We start from the raw sequence: 16019 nt of genomic DNA on the forward strand, positions 1-16019 counted from the left end.
TTATCCAAATGATAAACTATGGTATATATATCCTTTTTGGAGGTTTTAAGGTGAGACTGCTAAAACGCATTTTAATTGTTATGGGTATTTTACTTTCCTATATTCTGTTCATTGGTATTTTTTTCACCAATAAAGTTATGTACATTCGTAAAAAAACAAACGATGAAATCCTGGAACGGGAGAAATTGCTCGGCCACTTTAAAGAAGATGTGTATTTGAAGTTGCCTAAACGAGAACTTACCATCCCTTCCCCACTTGCATACAATATTTACGGGGAAATGTTTGATGTACCGGGGTCAACTCGTTATATAATTTTCAGTCATGGTGTAACACAGAACACCTTCAATTCCATTAAATACATGAATATCTTTCTTGAAAGAGGCTGGAATGTCGTATTATATGATCATCGTAGACATGGGAAATCCGGTGGAAAGACAACAAGCTATGGCTTTTATGAAAAGCACGATTTAAAAGCGGTGGTAGATTGGGTTCGCGAACACGCCGGAAGTGAAGCAACAATCGGGATTCATGGGGAATCCATGGGTGCTGCAACATTGCTAATGTATGCTGGAGGAATAGAAGATGGTGCTGACTTCTATATCGCTGATTGTCCTTTTTCAGATCTTGAGGAGCAGCTAACATATCGTTTAAAGGCAGATTTTAAAATCCCAAAACAGCTTGTCATGCCGATTGCCAATACTTTTTTACGCATAAGAGATAAATACTCCATCCGGGATGTTTCACCAATCAATGTCATTGAAAACATTGATAATCCTGTTTTGTTTATTCACAGTGAACCCGACGACTTCATCCCCATTTTGATGACCCAGCAGCTTTTTGAAAAGAAGAAAGGTAAAAAGCAGCTCTATGTCGCTAGAAACGGAATGCATGCGATGAGCTATTCCGATAATCGAGAGGAATACGAAAAGGCGATTGATGAGTTTTTGGAGGATATTGGTTTGGGAGCAGAGAAATAACTACTGAAGGAGCAACCAAACTGTTGCTCCTATTTTTATTCCCTAGAATAATTTTCTAACTTGAATTGAATCATATAGATAGCGATATCTTGGAAGGAGTGAAAGGAATGGATGAACAGATCAAGGAATTGAACGCCTTTTTGGAAGGCGAGTTCATGGGCATTCACGCTTATGAGCATTACATAAAACACACACAGGATGAAGCAATAAAGAAGGACTTACAAACGATTCAGCAAAACCATAAATTGCATGCCATTTTTGTGGCGGAAAGAATTCAAAACCTTGGTGGCGAGGCGGTCGATGATGTTGGCCTTGTCGGAGCTTTCCAGGAGAGAGTTCAACAGGTAAAGGGCTATCCGAAAGATTCCCGTACCATTATTGAAGGGGCCATACACGGGGAGGAGTTCGGGTCTGATATGATGGCGAAGTTTGTAAAGGGTGACTTGGATACGGAGAGCAAGAATATGGTGCAGTCCATATTGAATGAGCATAAGCAGCATATTGAATTGTTGAAGAAGCATTTGCATTAGAAACACAGAGTGGACGGTTATTAGCCGTCCACTTTTTTTTAACACCTAAATTTCATTTCTTATCTTTCAAATACATAAAGCTCTCCATTGTTTGCAATTTTGAATTCTGGCCCGCGATACCCGCGCCTAATTAATTCTTTCCTTAAAAAAATCATAATGCCACCATGACTGACAATTAACACCTTTTCTTTAGATGAAAGAATGTTATCAAGTGTGTTACTTAAACTTCTTGTTAACTCTTTTCTGCTTACTGGCTGTGACTTATGATTAAACAGCCATGCCGCACGAATAAAAAGCAAGTGCATACGTAGAGGAAGTCGAGCATTGGAAGGAAGTACAGGAGCCAATTGAATTTCCCGCAATTCCTTGAGGAGATGAATATCCCCACTATAAACTGCTTTTGCAGTTGTTTGTGCTCGCGGAAGATCACTCGAATAGCATTTCGTCCATTCAACACTTCCCAAATCGACTTCATTTTTCACTACCTCTGAAACGTCATATTCCTCCATCCAGCTAAGAAGTTCCTGCGAAGAAACGATACTATTTGGATAACCTCTTGCCACTTTGAAATGCCGAATCAAGCCTACTTTCAAGTCATCACCTCTATTTATACAATCAGAAAGATATTTATCATAATACTAGCATAAATATCCTTTGTATCCTTCTACCTTAACCTCATAATTTTCACTATAATATAAGAAACATAGAAATGAAGGAGATTATGGCATGCTGGAATATTTCAACGTAAACATCACTCCCTTTCAATCGGAACGAAGAGTGAGTGTTCTCTTACCAAAAGTCTATGCAACAACAGACAAGCGTTACCCTGTGTTATATATGCATGATGGACAAAATTTGTTTATCGATAGCGAGGCTAGTTTTGGGGTGAGTTGGGGGATTAAAGATTATTTGGAAAAGCAGTCCGATCTTGAGATTATTGTGGTGGGCATTGATTGCAATCATGAAGGGTATGAGCGTTTCAATGAGTATGCCCCATGGGAGAACAGAGAGCTTGGCCAAAGGCTTTTCAACGATGAGAACCTGACAGGCGGGAAAGGCAAAGAATACATAGATTTCCTTACATTTGAGTTAAAACCATTGATTGATGATAAATACCGTACCCTACCTGAAGAGACTGCAATGGCCGGAAGTTCCATGGGTGGACTTATTTCCACGTATGCTGCTTGCAAATACCCTCATATTTACAAGCGAATTGCTTCTCTGTCCTCTGCCTATTGGATCAACCAGGCGGAAATGGAAGCATTTGTAGAAGAAAGCGACCTGAGTGCAGTCGAACGTATTTATTTGGATGTTGGGACAAAAGAGGATACTTCCTTTATCAACCATCAAATTTACATTGATTCTAGTCAGGCTGTGTACGAAATTTTGGTGGAGAAGGTGGACAGAGTGCGCTTTGATGTGGTGGAGGATGCCGTTCATAATGAAGCGGCGTGGCGTGAGAGGCTTCCGGTGATGTTTGCGTTTTTATACAAGTGATAACACTACTAAGGACTCACCCGAATGAGTGAGTCCTTTCGTTAATTACTCTTTAAAACGTCTCGTAGGTAACCACTTCATCAAGTGGGAAGCGTAACGTGCCATGTGCTTCTGTAGCTGCTTTACCAACAGAAATTAGCATTACTGGTACATAGCGCTCAGGAATGTTAAATTCTTTTTTGAATGCCGCTTTGTCAAATCCACCCATCGGGACCGTGTCATAGCCTTTTTCTTTTGCTGCAAGCATCAGTTGCATAGATGCAAGAGAGGCATTCATTACTGCTTCATCACGGGCAAACTGATCGTTTGTGTATGCTCCGTGAATCTGAGTTGTTAGAATTTCTTTTACCTCCGGAGTCATGAATCCCTTTTCCACCACTTCTCCGTACACTTTTTCCGCATGATGGTTTGCTTCAAGATCACCTAACACGGCAATTGTGACAGAGCTGTCTACTACTTGCTGTTGATTGTAGGCTATAGGTAAAAGCTTCTTTTTCTGACTTTCCGATTGAATCACAAGAAACTTCCAGTGCTGCAGGTTCCATGAAGATGGTGCAGTAATGGTTGCCTCTAAAATGTCTTGTAAATCCTTTTGAGGCATTTCATATTGAGTATATTTACGGACAGAATGCCGTTCTTTCATCGTTTGTATTGCTGATTTACTAGTTGTGTTTTTCATGAAGAAATCTCTCCTTCTTCTTATCCTTGTGAATTTAATTACTAGTTATTTTTAACACACGAATATCTCAATGTCAAAATGTATGCATTCAAGATTATTTACAGTTTTTACAAAGCTTTGAATATTTTTCATTCAGTTTATTTCTATATCTTTTGTTATAAGCACATACTAATTGAGAAAATTTAAAGGAGGTATTATAATGACAGATCATCAAGTACATGAAAACCATCCTCATAAACATAGCTTGTCCTGCGGGCACACAAAAATTAAGCATGATGAACACATAGATTATGTTCATAATGGTCATCTTCACCATGAGCATAATGGACATTGGGATGAATGTATCATTCCAATCAGTAATACAAATTCAGATACTTGTAAACCATTGAATTGTGGCTGTACGCATGATAAAGATTGCGGACATGAGATGGTTCCACACGGAGATCACCTGGACTATCTTGTTAATGGACGATTGCATCATGTCCACGGAGATCACTGTGACGACCATGGTCCTGTTGAATTGGTATTTGTAAACTAACTTCTGACATAAATTAGCCCCTCAGGAAAACAATTGGAGGGGCTACACTTAGTTAGGCTTTTAATACCGCAATCACATACATACAGCCATCCACTCCCGCCAACGAACCATGTACCGTTTCCTTCGGCAGATAGATTCTGTCACCCTCCTGGCAGGTAACGAGGTCCTCTCCCACTTCCATGGAAATGCTTCCGGCTAGAATATGTAAAATCTCATTAGTTGGGTGGGTGTGAGTGGGATGCGCTTTGAAGGGTTCATCTTTCTGAACTTCCACATAACCTGTACCCTTAACCGGCAAGAGATCCATTACCACTTCTTCCAGAGAACCTCCTACTCCTCGTTCGATTCGAAAATCGGTAAATTTAGAATTGACCTTATAAGTAACCTTCGTCACTTTTTTCTCTAAGGACGAGTGAAATGGACATTTTGCTGTTTCCACTTTGTTATCATCCATCAGGAAATATTGCCTCCATTCTCTGGTTTCCGTTTTGCCGTACCAGTTCAAAGCTGGGTGTGCAGAAACCTCATCATAGGCTTCCATCCGCTCTCTAACCGTTTGTTGAAAGAGCTTTCCGATTTGAGTGTCCCCGTTTATTCCGTCAAACACCCATCTTGGCTGAAAGGTAATCATAAATGTCGATGCTCTCCTGCTTGCTCTTTTATCATGAACAGGTGTATTGCATACAACAAAAATCGGTTCATTATGAAAGGAAAATTCCCAGAGATAGTGCTCGGGATCTGTAGGGATATTTTCCGGCCACTCCTTTTCGTCCAGCTGATGTAGCTTGGAGAGTATATTCCAAAACTGCTTTTCATACTCCACCAGTGTTTTTTCCACTTCAGGTCTGAAGAAGACGACAAAAGATGTGTTCCTCCCGAGTCCCCTCGCTTCCTCCAGGTATCCCTTCAAAGCTCCGGCGAGTTCCTCCATTGCCTTATGACGGATTGGATTTTCTATAAAAGCGAAGCGAAGGGAGCCCTGTTTGAACCCTTCCACTCCAAATACACATGGAAAAGGACGTGACTCCGATAACATATCCTTTGTGAATTTCGAGAAGACATGACGGCCCCATGGAGGAACATTTTCGAGTGTGTACAGTGCCCCAATATCTACTTTCTGCATCAATTCCCCCCCTTTAGATAAGCTAATACTAATAATAGATACGAACAAATACACGCATCTATGCATGAAATTGCTTCTCCACCTCATATAAATTTATGGACAAGTCTGTTGTGTTAGGGGTAAATCATGTGGAATTAATATGGACTATTCTTCACTTTATGGTGCTTGGTATAAGTTTGGCCGCTCCTGTGGGGCCGATTAATCTCGAGATGATCAAACGGGGAATCGCTTCCGGTTTTTATGCCTCCTGGCTGGTAGGGTTGGGAGGGATGAGTGCTGATATTCTATTTTTGCTGATCATTTTGATTGGAATGGCACCGTTACTCCAGATTGAGTGGGTACAGGTATGCATGTATGGATTGGGAAGTGTTTTGTTATTTTACCTTGGTACATTTACGATTCTTAGTACATTAAAAAAGCGTAGAATCCTGGATCTTGGACAACCCATCCAGAAAAGCTCTTTCTTTGTGGGGTTTGGCATTGCGGCTTTCAATCCCATTAATTTTGTATTCTGGTTCGGAATTTTCGGCTCCTCCATTCAATCGCTTTCTGCGAACGGTTGGTTTACTGCAGCAGTAGGTTGCTTAGCCTTGTTACTAGGAATCTTTTTATGGAATCTGAATATCGCCTTCACTGTTCACTTTGCGAGAGCGTTCATTAAAGAACGCATACTTAAAACCGTTAATCTTGCCGCAGGTATATTCTTGATTGCTTCCGCATTTCCATTCATAATTAAATTTCTAAACCTTGTTTTTTAGCATGGTTTCCTCTCTTTTGTAAAGGTGCGAAAACAATGAAAGGTGCTTCCATTTAACCGATGGATTAGCACCTTTTTCTTTACTGTTTGTTTCTGTTCATATGGCTTTGAATCAACCTGATTTGCCCTCTATGGTTCAATTCATCCTCAAATACATGGAACCAACGGAAATAGTTGTTTGCCATATGGTTAGGACTTAATGGAGTCACCTCATCCATCCAGCTGTCGTCTTTTTCCATTAGTTCTAATTTAGTATGCTCGCGAACTAAGGCCAGTTTTTCGGTGTAGAAGGAAGCAGAATTACCTCTTGTTTCATTGAATGCTTTCTCTCCAAGTGTCAACCCGGCCTCCAGCTTCTGCATCTCTCATCCTTAGGGTCTCTCTCTTCAAAGGTCATTATTTGATAGATCTCTCCCACACACGCGATATGTAGTAGCAGACTGCTTATGGAATTACCCTGCCCATCCATTCTATATTCCAGTTCGTGAACCGTTAAATGTTCCACCGCACCAATTGTTGTCTTTCTTGCGTATTCCATCATGGATAACAAACAAGCGGCCGATTTCTTGGGTAAAGCCTTCTGGAGATTTCAATATGTATGTTTTATCCTTGATTTCTATCATTTTATTGCCTCCTTTGTGCGGAAAATATATATTCTTGTAATAAATTCCATGAACTCAGTATTGTTTTGGTCATCATGGGCACTTTTTTGACCTTGAAAATGCACTTCAGTTCGTTTACTGTCCAAACCCACCTATTTACTGTCGGTCTACTACAAAATACTGTCCGAATTTTTTAAATACAATCCAAAGTGACCCATTTACTGTCCAAACTCACTGCAATACAAACGAACCGACAAAAAGCGACAAACCTTCCCTTTTTAACAAACGACATAATACACGACCTCTTTGGTCTAAATTCCTAGATATGCGTTCTCTTTGAATACGATTTCCCCTTCAAGAAGATCACACATCTTTAAAGCCCCTTTAAATCTGCGTTCTAATCCCGCTTTGAATTCCACAAACAGTTCTTCTGATATGGAAGACTGCCAGGCAAAACGGTAACTCAATACCTCATCAGATTCAAATTTTTCAAGCGGGTTCAATGCCATTGCCATCTTGGTAGAATCAGCGTTTGATTGTGCAGATAAGTTAAGCAGAAGTACTTCCAGAATCTTAGCTTCCCTGTCGCTAAAATCATGGTTGTTCATTTTTACTGTTACATCTACCATTGCAATACTAATAACGAATTCCACCTTACTTCTTATATTTTTCTTGCACTATCAAATTCACCAAAACACTACAATAACCTTCCTTAAATTCCTATTTTTTATAATTGGCTGTTTTCGTAAACTTTGTTGCTTTTTCGTATTTATAAATCAACCGTTATATACCTTGCTATCGTGCTCTTTTCCTGGCTATACGGGATAGACTGCATGTAAATTAGAGTATGTAAGCAATAAAAAGTCCAATTTCCGACTTTTTACTATGAATAGCAACAATCTTTGAGAAAAGAGCCTTATAATTTTTTCATCATAAATACACAATTTGGGTCCTCTATATAATTTGCAAATGGCTCACAATATTCAAAACCATAGCTTTCGTATAGCTTCTGTGCAGGAAGAAATGCATCCAATGAACCTGTCTCAAGATACAATCGCTGATACCCACGCTCTTTTGCTGCATTAATTATGTATTGAAGAATCTGTCTCCCTACTCCTTTTCTTAAATGTAGGGAGGACGTTCGCATGGATTTCACCTCTCCAGTCTGGGCATCCAACTCCTTCAGAGCTCCACAACCGACAATTTCTCCATCCTCCCATGCGCTCCAGAATGTGACATCCGGTTTTCTTAAGGCATCCAGGTCTAAATAATGGTTACTTTCTGGGGGAGATAAAAGGTTAAGATTTTTCATATGCTCCTCGACAAATGTAATAACGACCGGATCGGTAACATGATCAATTCTGATTTTCATTTCGTTTTCCTCCTATTTGCAATTCTTATTACATCTAGCAGTATCAAACTGTTTTATAATTCCTCAGAATTACGCCTTATTCTATTCAACTCTTCCTTCACCTTCTTCATTTGTACGACCATATAAATATTGAAAAACATGGATGCAAAAAGGAAGGTGTATAGCATTTCTTCCAAACCCGTATGTCGAAGAGTAAAAAGAACTACTAAAATAGCAAGGATTATTCCATTAAACAATACTATTCCCCTTCTATCATTGCGACCTCTTCCTTATTTTAGCATTAAATTCCAATATTGGACTATAAAAAAAGATGAACCCAAAAAGGATCCACCGTGTTCCATCTTATACCTTCTTAACAAACTCCGTCTTCAGCTGCATCGCACCGAAACCGTCGATTTTGCAATCAATGTCATGGTCTCCATCTACAAGTCGGATGTTTTTAACCTTTGTTCCTTGTTTTACGACGGACGAACTTCCCTTTACTTTCAGGTCTTTTATGACCGTCACCGTATCTCCATCGTTCAGGATGTTTCCATTTGCATCTTTGAATACTTTCTCTTCTTCGACTTTCTCAGAACCTGGATTCCATTCATAAGCGCATTCCGGGCAGACTAATAGATTTCCATCTTCATATGTATATTCCGAATTGCATTTAGGGCAGTTTGGCAATGTTGACATGTATTTGGTTCCTCCATTTACACTTCTATTATTAGACTATTATTAGGATAGCATAATTTACTGGCTTGACTCTCTATTTTTATAAAATCATTTATACATTTTTTACCTAAATTACTAAATTTCATGATATAATTCTTTAAAATTCATTTGGCGGTGAAAATATGATCGTAGATAATCAAAAGACCGAACGTAAAACATACCCTACTAATCTCATGACACAAAAAACCACAGCTACCAAGTTAGCCATTATTTTACCAGGAGCTGGCTACACCTCCCAAGGTCCTCTGTTGCACTTTTCTACGGGACATTATTTCAATCAAGGATTTGATTGCCCTTCAAGTTAATTACAAGTTTAGTGATGCCGAGCTGGACCACTTTGATGCAGACCGTTTTTCCAACAATGTACTGCATACGTTGGAAGAGATTCTGAAAGAGAAACACTATGACCAATTTATCATTGTGGCCAAATCAATCGGCACCATTGCACTATCGCATCTCACGAACCAGCCTTCCTTTAAAAAAGCCACTGCCATCTGGCTGACTCCTCTTCTACATCGGGATGATGTGTATCAGGTGATGTTACAGGGAGAGAAGAATGCTCTATGTATAATTGGTGATAAGGATTTTTGCTATAAGGAAGATCGATTTGCAAACCTGAAATCAAATTCTAATATGAAAACACTCCTTATCCCAAATGGTGATCATAGTCTAGAGAACAAAGAAGATGTCTTAGGTTCTTTAGACATGTTGAAGACCGTTATAACTGGCATCATTAAATTTCCATATTGATACATCAACGGTACAGAGTTTCCTCTCGTACCGTTTCTTACGCACAAAAAGTAAAGCATTATTGACACTATGTTAATAATACTTTACATTAAGTATATAAAAGCTAACATAAAGGAGAAACATAATGCTTTGTAATCGTGTGAAGGAATTAAGGGCTCGGCACGGTTTTTCTCAATCTTATTTGGGAAGCCTGGTCGGTGTTACCAGGCAAACAATCGGCTTTATTGAAAAAGGGGAATTTTCACCTTCCATTGCATTGTCCTTGAGACTTGCCAAACATTTGAGGGTAAAGGTGAATGAATTATTCTGGTTAGAAGGGGAGGATGAATAGAATGAATCAAGATTTAAGGGTTCAGCTACCATTATGGACGATAGTATTCTGCATACTTTTGATGCCGTTGACTTATAGTCTTGTACAATTGTTTGATTTGATGATTCATAATTTTGATGCTTTTTTTGTTGTAAACGGGACGGAAACTTCATTTAATTGGAGTTTAACACCTATTCATATATTGATAGTGAGTGTGGTGTTACTTCTGTTATTCTATATAGCATTTTTCAAAAGGTATCGAAAACATAATAAGGAGAACCCTGGGGGGAAACTCTATCTATTTGTGTTTCACCGCCCTGGTGAGTTATTGGAAGATGATGAAATGCTTCAACAGGTTTCGAAAAATGCCACGAGAAAAGTGTACATACTTTATGCCAACGCTCTCCCGCTTCTGGCTTTATTGATGGTAATTCCCATTCACAGGTTCTATTTCATCATGGGGATTTTGATAGTCATCATTGTTCAGAACTTTCTCTTTTATAGGGAGATTCGTCAATATTTTTCTGGCAACTACACCTTTACTGATTCCAACAATGGGACAGATCGCAAACTCTCCAGAATGAACAAAAACATTGTTCGAGGAATTATGCTTTTTTCCCTAGCTATTTTTGTATTAACTGCTGGCAGAATTGCTAAAATCCACTCCAACTCCCAGAGCATCCTGCCTCAAATGGAAGCATGTATGGACAAGGGTGGTACAGCTGTTGTAGAAAGTGGTAGTTTATGGAGCCTTACTAAATTCACATGCGAATAAAATGACATGAGGCATTGCTGCACGCAATGCTTCATTTTCTCTCCAATATGCTTTTGATTTTGTCTGTGTACATCTTATCTAAATCTTCCGCTATATAATGGAAATTCTTCATGCTGGATTCTTTGGTAATCCCCATTCCTACTAGGCGGTCGTCTAGCTGATTCAGAACAAAGGTTGGATGATCACCCTTTACGTCAAAACTACCGGCTTCATCATTCAGATCTATCTTTTTTCCATCAATGAATTCGATCTTGTAATAAAACTCCCCTTTTTTGTGTGTGAATGGAAGATAAAAATTGTCTCCACGAACGCCAGCATCTATTTTCACCACATCACGATAGTCATACTTCTTGCCTTGTGGATGCAGGAAAGAATGGTCAATGATTGTCTCCTCCGTTATTACCGTGACAGATGTAAAGATAATATAGAACCCGATTATATTGGTTACGATGAAACCGGCCCATAGAGCCTTTCGTTTTCCAGTGGGAGAAGGCTTCTCCCTATACTTCCTAAAGAAAAAATAGAAGAATAATAGAAAAAGATAAAGGACAATTATGATGATAAATCGAGAGTATGGATATTTAAATACCCAGATCAGATAGTCATCAGGTACAAAAATCATGTACTGAAGATATCCAATTAAAATAAATATGGCAAAACTTAAAATTAAGACCATCAAGAATCCCAATAAATAAATTAGAATTCTCCCTGCTATTTTCAAATTAATTTCCCCAATCAAAAAATAAAATGGTGTTATCACTGCTTCAGGTCAATAAAGAATCTATAAAACTAGCAAAACCCTCTATCCCGCGATGAAACTGAATGGAACCAGCCACGATGATACAAGACATACCAATGCCACTCATCAGCCCTGTAAATGATCGGAGGAAATTGTTACTCATTCTCCACCCCCGAAGCTGAGAGTAGCCATCCATAACCATCGGAATGTTCAAAAAAACACCGAACGCAACCATCTTAAAAAATGTAACGTCAGCTGCCATCCATAGCAATGGGACCACAGCAAGGTAACCTATCAATATGGACATACATCTGTAGCACATAGGGAATTGCTTGCCCCCTATGACAAGAGAGCGCTCTTTCTTTCTATGACAAGGAAAAAAGCGTAAAGTTAACACTGAATTAATATATTCATTCATTTACTGTGCCCCTTAATTGAATGGATTGCAGTCACAGTCTGTGCAATCTAACCCATTTGATTTCCCAGAAGATCTCTCTGAAGATCTCGGAAGTGGAATATGACAATAGAGACAATCCCATATCCCGCCACTTGTCTTTTTCTTTTTCTTATCCTGTCTTTTCATATAATAATGGATACTTGCAAATAGTCCAATCATACTAAGAGTTAGAAAAATAATGCTAGCCACAAGCTCTGACGTCGAACTAGAAACAGTAATGCCATAAATACTCCCTATTGAAGTTATACCTAATAAAGCCCATAAAATAAAAATCATTTGCAACCCTCTTTTTGTTGTAGTTAATTTATAGAATACTATACGCTTATACTCCACTCCATACAATTCTTTCCTTATCCTGAATATCCTGCTTCCTTTTGTCGAATATGTATCTTTCTTCCTATTAATTTAGTTAATACTCCAAGTCCTTACGCTCATTTTTTAAAAATCTATTCTGAAAGCGCTCCTTTTTCAGATAGAATAGATGGGGAGATATCTCCTAATTAATTCAAAAGGAGTGTTGAAATGAGAAGGTTGGTGGTCTTATTGTTAGTAGCATTGCTAGTTGTACCTGTTTCCGTTAATGCCGGTACTATTGGAGGGAAAGATAATCCCGGTGGTGTTCCTGGCCAGTGGTATGTGGGTGATACACCAAGCAACGTCGATCCGAACAAACCCGTCCTTGTTTTCATCCATGGAATAAACAGTTCCTCCCGTACATGGTGGGAAAGCAATAACATGTATCAGACAGCCCTGAATAACGGGTATGAAACGGCATTTATCGATGTGCATCCCGATAAGAACATGTGGGATAACGGGTCCATCATCAATAGCCGGATTCGTGATATATCCAACCATTTCAACCAAAAGAAGATTGTGATTGTCGCTCATAGTAAAGGTGGAATTGATGCACAAAACGCTCTTGTCCATTACGGAGCACATTCATATGTTTCCAACCTCATCACCCTATCCACCCCTCATTACGGCTCACAGCTCGCGGACCTTGCCTACAGTGGCTGGGCAAGCTGGCTTGCAAGTATTCTTGGAAGTAAAAATGACGCAACCTACTCCCTTCAAACCGGTTATATGAACAGCTACCGACCTCAAATGGATAACCATACAAACCGAAACCGCAATAAAATCTATACACTCGCCGGAACTAGCTGGGGAAGCTTCGGCTCATCACTTTACTGGGGTGGTCTATACTTAAGCTCATACGGATCAAACGATGGTGCGGTCACCGTCAATAACTCCCGCCTTTCCTATAGTACGCAGGTCAGAGTCAGTAACTGGAACCATACGACAGTCCGTGAAGGCGGTACATTCCAATACTTCCGTCCTTACTTAACAACTACTCAAACAGCCGGTTTCGCCCTTGGCGAGGCAGCTGCAACTGTTGAACCCATGGAACAAGAGCCAGTTAACATAAGTACACTTCACCGTGGCGGTCAGTTCCAGAAAGTAGTAAAACAAACCTTCACAGTTGAGGAAAATGTACAAAAAATTGATTTAGATTGGCTGAGCGACAAACAAACTAAAGATATCGAAATTATCAGTCCTTCTGGAAAGGTGTATTCGACCTTTGCCCATTCCATCGATCAGGAAATTTTCAAAGGTGGACACCACCACACCTTCCAAATTCAGTCACCTGAACAAGGGCAATGGACAGTAAAAGCGAAGAAAGATAAAGCTGCCTATCTAATGACGGTAGGCTTCCATACAGACCTTAATGAGGAAGTCGTATTGGAAGATGCCACATTTGAACTGAAGAATAAAGGACAAAAAGTGAAGAACATGAATGTGGATGTCAAAATCAATAAAGACGGAAAGGCAAAAGCTGACTTTGGGATGAAAGTTGCCAATAAAGGAAAGATTGACGTGGACTTTAGAGAAGAAGGCGTCTATACCATCACGCTTGATGTAAAAGGTACAACGAAAAACGGCAATCCTTTTGAACGGACAATCGTCAAATCTGTTTATGTAGATAAAAACGGCAATAGATATTGATTTAAGAGAGTGCTCTTCCGACTTGGAAGAGCACTTTTATTAATATTCGGTTTGTACTTGTCTAAAATGATGTAACGCTGCATATCCAAGAAGAAATGCACCAACGAGTATTTGAGAAATCATAAAAATCTTTGCACCAGAAGTTGGTGATCCTGCTATTAATCCCGATCCAATAAGTAAGAGTACTCCCAATAGACTTACAAACAAGTTGCGTTTTGTTCCAGACTTAAGAAATTTATTGCCTAATGCGAAGACCAAATAAATAAAACTAATCATCATGATGATTGGAAAGATCGGTTTGAATTTAATGGAATATATAAAGTAGTCCAGCTGAGATATACTCCCCCGCTCCACTTCCCCATTATGTAACCAAGACGTGATAACTGCTGAGTGCTTCCATTCGAAAGAATTATCAACAAGCTCGCTCCCCTCATACCACGAAGCGAAAGTCGCGATGATGAAAAACATAATTGCCAGACCGAACGGGATTGTTTTTTTCAAGCTCATTTGTATTAACCCCCTTTGTTATTTGCTTCTACTGAAATAAACGTTTTTGACAGCAGAAAGGTTTCATTAGGTCCGTTTAATTATTTTTGTAATAGGGAACTACTACATCATTGAGGAGGTTCACCTATGAAGAAAACAATCATCTATGCTGCCGCCTTAATTGTGGTTGCTCTTATCGGGGCAGGTTTTTATAGTGGCTATCAGAACAATAAGGAAACAACTAATTCAAATCAATCACCGAAAACGATGGTCACACTTGGTGACTCATTAACTTATGGGGTTGGTGACAAGTCCGGTGAAGGATACGTGGAAAACTTAGAAAAACTGATCCAGGATGAAAAAGGCGCGAATGTTAGAGTGAAGAACTACGGTATCCCTGGACAAGAATCTGACGGTGTCGTAAAGCAAGTGAAGCTTACCAACATTCAGAAGGACATCCGCAACGCTGATTATATTATTCTCTTTATTGGCACCAATGATTTAATTCAAAGCAATGGCGGCGACTTGAAAGGAATCAATGAAGAAAAAATCAAAGAAGGCGCTGTAGAATACGAAGAGAATATACAAGAAATTCTTAATAACATTCGTCAAGAAAATAAAGATGCTCCAGTATTATTTCTCGGGTTATACAATTCTTATCCAGATTCTGCTGAACTTGAAGATATTATTGTGCAATGGAATGAAAATAGTCAAAAGATAGTGGATGATTATGAACGCATTAAATTTATTTCCACCAATGATCTTTTCAAGGAAAAATCAAAGGAATATTTCAGTGACTCTCTTCACCCCAATGAAAAAGGGTATGAGTTGATGACTAAAAAGATTATTGATGAATATGATTTTTAAGATTGAAAACGCTCAGGATTTGAGCGTTTTTATTTTGGGATAAGAGATTTTAAGTATTCCCCAACATTTTCATTAGAGAAGTGGTCCCCTTCTTGAACAAATTTATTTATCAGGTGAACGTGTCCCACTCCATATATGACTAAAAGTCGGTCATTTTCGCTGGCTAGATTTTTTATGTTTTTGTAGATTAGTAAATTACGATAATACCAATAATTTGCCACCCACTTAGCACCAATAGGATCATCATCCTCCCCTATTAACGCAATATCCATATATAGTTGAAGATTCTTCCTCACTTGTTGTATATCATTCAAAAATATAAGAAATTCCCCAACTGTTGAGGTCTGGGACTTTTCATTGGCTTCGTCCACCATCTTTTCTAAATCCCTAAATACTTGCCTAGACCTCTCTGTCTCATTCCTTTGCATGTATTCGAATATATCTGGTACACCTTCTTCTTCGTTCCAATCTACTGCAAATATGTTGGAGTGACCCAATTCTTTTGCTAGTCGAAACCCGATTTGATGACGTTCATTAACTGAAAGCTTTTTTTCTCCAGAAAGGTATTCTTGATACTCATTAGTTAACTTCTGTTGATATTTATAAGGGTATTCCAATACTATTTTTGTTGGCGAGAATTTCTTCAGACAATCTATTATTTTACGTATTTCCTCTTGCTTTTGTTCATTTAAAATATCTATTTCTGTTGTTTTCGCATAATCTTGAACAGCCGATTTTTCAAAATGGTCTGTACCAAATATCAAAATAGATGGAGTATTGGACATAACTTTTTCCTTTTCAGATCTAGCTTCGAATTTTTTAAAGAGCTCTATCATTCT

Annotated in this window: 23 protein-coding genes; 10 read left to right on the forward strand and 13 right to left on the reverse strand. The window is 38.9% G+C overall.

The annotated features are described in order from the left end of the window. The first annotated feature begins 80 nt into the window (after positions 1-80). Both AB685_RS03220 and AB685_RS03225 read left to right on the forward strand, forming a co-directional pair. Complete coding sequence (locus tag AB685_RS03220) at positions 81-977, forward strand: alpha/beta hydrolase (RefSeq protein ID WP_128755808.1); 897 nt, start codon at positions 81-83, stop codon at positions 975-977. 107 nt (positions 978-1084) lie between these two features. Continuing rightward, positions 1085-1507 carry a ferritin-like domain-containing protein gene (locus tag AB685_RS03225; RefSeq protein WP_053073708.1) on the forward strand — a complete coding sequence of 141 codons (423 nt, stop codon included), beginning with the start codon at positions 1085-1087 and terminating at the stop codon, positions 1505-1507. A 59-nt stretch (positions 1508-1566) separates the two neighbouring features. On the opposite strand, the gene AB685_RS03230 is transcribed toward AB685_RS03225, so the two are convergent. After that, complete coding sequence (locus AB685_RS03230; protein WP_047969086.1) at positions 1567-2100, reverse strand: histidine phosphatase family protein; 534 nt, start codon at positions 2098-2100, stop codon at positions 1567-1569. A gap of 133 nt (positions 2101-2233) precedes the next feature. On the opposite strand from AB685_RS03230, the gene AB685_RS03235 reads away from it, so the two are divergent. After that, positions 2234-3004 carry an alpha/beta hydrolase-fold protein gene (locus AB685_RS03235; protein WP_047969087.1) on the forward strand — a complete coding sequence of 257 codons (771 nt, stop codon included), beginning with the start codon at positions 2234-2236 and terminating at the stop codon, positions 3002-3004. 52 nt (positions 3005-3056) lie between these two features. Here AB685_RS03235 and AB685_RS03240 read toward each other — a convergent pair whose 3' ends face one another. Further along, the gene (locus AB685_RS03240; protein ID WP_047969088.1) at positions 3057-3683 is read right to left on the reverse strand and encodes a nitroreductase family protein; all 627 of its coding nucleotides are present in this window, start codon (positions 3681-3683) and stop codon (positions 3057-3059) included. A 199-nt stretch (positions 3684-3882) separates the two neighbouring features. Here AB685_RS03240 and AB685_RS03245 point away from each other — a divergent pair, with 199 nt between their 5' ends. Beyond that, positions 3883-4221 carry a hypothetical protein gene (locus tag AB685_RS03245; protein WP_047969089.1) on the forward strand — a complete coding sequence of 113 codons (339 nt, stop codon included), beginning with the start codon at positions 3883-3885 and terminating at the stop codon, positions 4219-4221. Positions 4222-4273: 52 nt separating this feature from the next. Here AB685_RS03245 and AB685_RS03250 read toward each other — a convergent pair whose 3' ends face one another. Beyond that, entirely contained in the window at positions 4274-5344 is a 1071-nt protein-coding gene (locus tag AB685_RS03250) for a YqcI/YcgG family protein (protein ID WP_082153479.1), read from the reverse strand. 128 nt (positions 5345-5472) lie between these two features. Between AB685_RS03250 and AB685_RS03255 the strand changes: the two genes are divergently transcribed. Beyond that, positions 5473-6102, forward strand: a complete 630-nt coding sequence (locus AB685_RS03255) for a LysE family transporter (protein WP_053073709.1) — start codon at positions 5473-5475, stop codon at positions 6100-6102. Between the two features lie 79 nt (positions 6103-6181). Here AB685_RS03255 and AB685_RS29660 read toward each other — a convergent pair whose 3' ends face one another. From AB685_RS29660 to AB685_RS03280, 6 genes are all read right to left on the reverse strand, one after another. After that, positions 6182-6463, reverse strand: a complete 282-nt coding sequence (locus AB685_RS29660) for a hypothetical protein (RefSeq protein ID WP_053073710.1) — start codon at positions 6461-6463, stop codon at positions 6182-6184. A 108-nt stretch (positions 6464-6571) separates the two neighbouring features. After that, positions 6572-6724, reverse strand: a complete 153-nt coding sequence (locus tag AB685_RS31645) for a hypothetical protein (RefSeq protein ID WP_198530469.1) — start codon at positions 6722-6724, stop codon at positions 6572-6574. 290 nt (positions 6725-7014) lie between these two features. Next, positions 7015-7356, reverse strand: a complete 342-nt coding sequence (locus AB685_RS03265; RefSeq protein ID WP_128755793.1) for a hypothetical protein — start codon at positions 7354-7356, stop codon at positions 7015-7017. 263 nt (positions 7357-7619) lie between these two features. Continuing rightward, positions 7620-8075 (reverse strand): GNAT family N-acetyltransferase, encoded by a 456-nt coding sequence (locus AB685_RS03270; RefSeq protein ID WP_047969091.1) that lies wholly within the window; start codon positions 8073-8075, stop codon positions 7620-7622. A gap of 53 nt (positions 8076-8128) precedes the next feature. Continuing rightward, entirely contained in the window at positions 8129-8311 is a 183-nt protein-coding gene (locus tag AB685_RS03275; RefSeq protein WP_047969092.1) for a hypothetical protein, read from the reverse strand. 106 nt (positions 8312-8417) lie between these two features. Then, the gene (locus tag AB685_RS03280) at positions 8418-8753 is read right to left on the reverse strand and encodes a zinc ribbon domain-containing protein YjdM (protein ID WP_047969093.1); all 336 of its coding nucleotides are present in this window, start codon (positions 8751-8753) and stop codon (positions 8418-8420) included. 324 nt (positions 8754-9077) lie between these two features. Between AB685_RS03280 and AB685_RS03285 the strand changes: the two genes are divergently transcribed. The 3 genes from AB685_RS03285 (at position 9078) to AB685_RS03295 (ending at position 10627) form a co-directional block, all read left to right on the forward strand. After that, positions 9078-9542: a hypothetical protein gene (locus AB685_RS03285; RefSeq protein WP_053073711.1), complete on the forward strand. Its 465-nt coding sequence runs from the start codon at positions 9078-9080 to the stop codon at positions 9540-9542. Between the two features lie 124 nt (positions 9543-9666). After that, positions 9667-9873, forward strand: a complete 207-nt coding sequence (locus AB685_RS03290) for a helix-turn-helix transcriptional regulator (RefSeq protein WP_047969094.1) — start codon at positions 9667-9669, stop codon at positions 9871-9873. Between the two features lies 1 nt (position 9874). Next, positions 9875-10627: a hypothetical protein gene (locus AB685_RS03295; RefSeq protein WP_047969095.1), complete on the forward strand. Its 753-nt coding sequence runs from the start codon at positions 9875-9877 to the stop codon at positions 10625-10627. A 31-nt stretch (positions 10628-10658) separates the two neighbouring features. Here AB685_RS03295 and AB685_RS03300 read toward each other — a convergent pair whose 3' ends face one another. Then, a complete protein-coding gene (locus AB685_RS03300; protein ID WP_198530446.1) occupies positions 10659-11303 on the reverse strand; it encodes a hypothetical protein in 645 nt (214 codons plus the stop codon). An 88-nt stretch (positions 11304-11391) separates the two neighbouring features. Beyond that, positions 11392-11784 (reverse strand): DUF2085 domain-containing protein, encoded by a 393-nt coding sequence (locus AB685_RS03305; RefSeq protein ID WP_047969097.1) that lies wholly within the window; start codon positions 11782-11784, stop codon positions 11392-11394. Positions 11785-12345: 561 nt separating this feature from the next. Between AB685_RS03305 and AB685_RS03315 the strand changes: the two genes are divergently transcribed. Then, on the forward strand, positions 12346-13827 hold the full coding sequence (locus tag AB685_RS03315) for an alpha/beta fold hydrolase (RefSeq protein ID WP_047969099.1): 1482 nt from the start codon (positions 12346-12348) through the stop codon (positions 13825-13827). A 39-nt stretch (positions 13828-13866) separates the two neighbouring features. Here AB685_RS03315 and AB685_RS03320 read toward each other — a convergent pair whose 3' ends face one another. Then, complete coding sequence (locus tag AB685_RS03320; RefSeq protein ID WP_047969100.1) at positions 13867-14334, reverse strand: YjdJ family protein; 468 nt, start codon at positions 14332-14334, stop codon at positions 13867-13869. Positions 14335-14460: 126 nt separating this feature from the next. Here AB685_RS03320 and AB685_RS03325 point away from each other — a divergent pair, with 126 nt between their 5' ends. Beyond that, positions 14461-15180, forward strand: a complete 720-nt coding sequence (locus AB685_RS03325; RefSeq protein ID WP_047969101.1) for a GDSL-type esterase/lipase family protein — start codon at positions 14461-14463, stop codon at positions 15178-15180. 29 nt (positions 15181-15209) lie between these two features. On the opposite strand, the gene AB685_RS31990 is transcribed toward AB685_RS03325, so the two are convergent. Then, complete coding sequence (locus AB685_RS31990; protein ID WP_347230863.1) at positions 15210-16016, reverse strand: DUF5694 domain-containing protein; 807 nt, start codon at positions 16014-16016, stop codon at positions 15210-15212. Positions 16017-16019: the final 3 nt, after the last annotated feature.

The sequence above is a fragment of the Bacillus sp. LL01 genome (genome assembly GCF_001037965.1).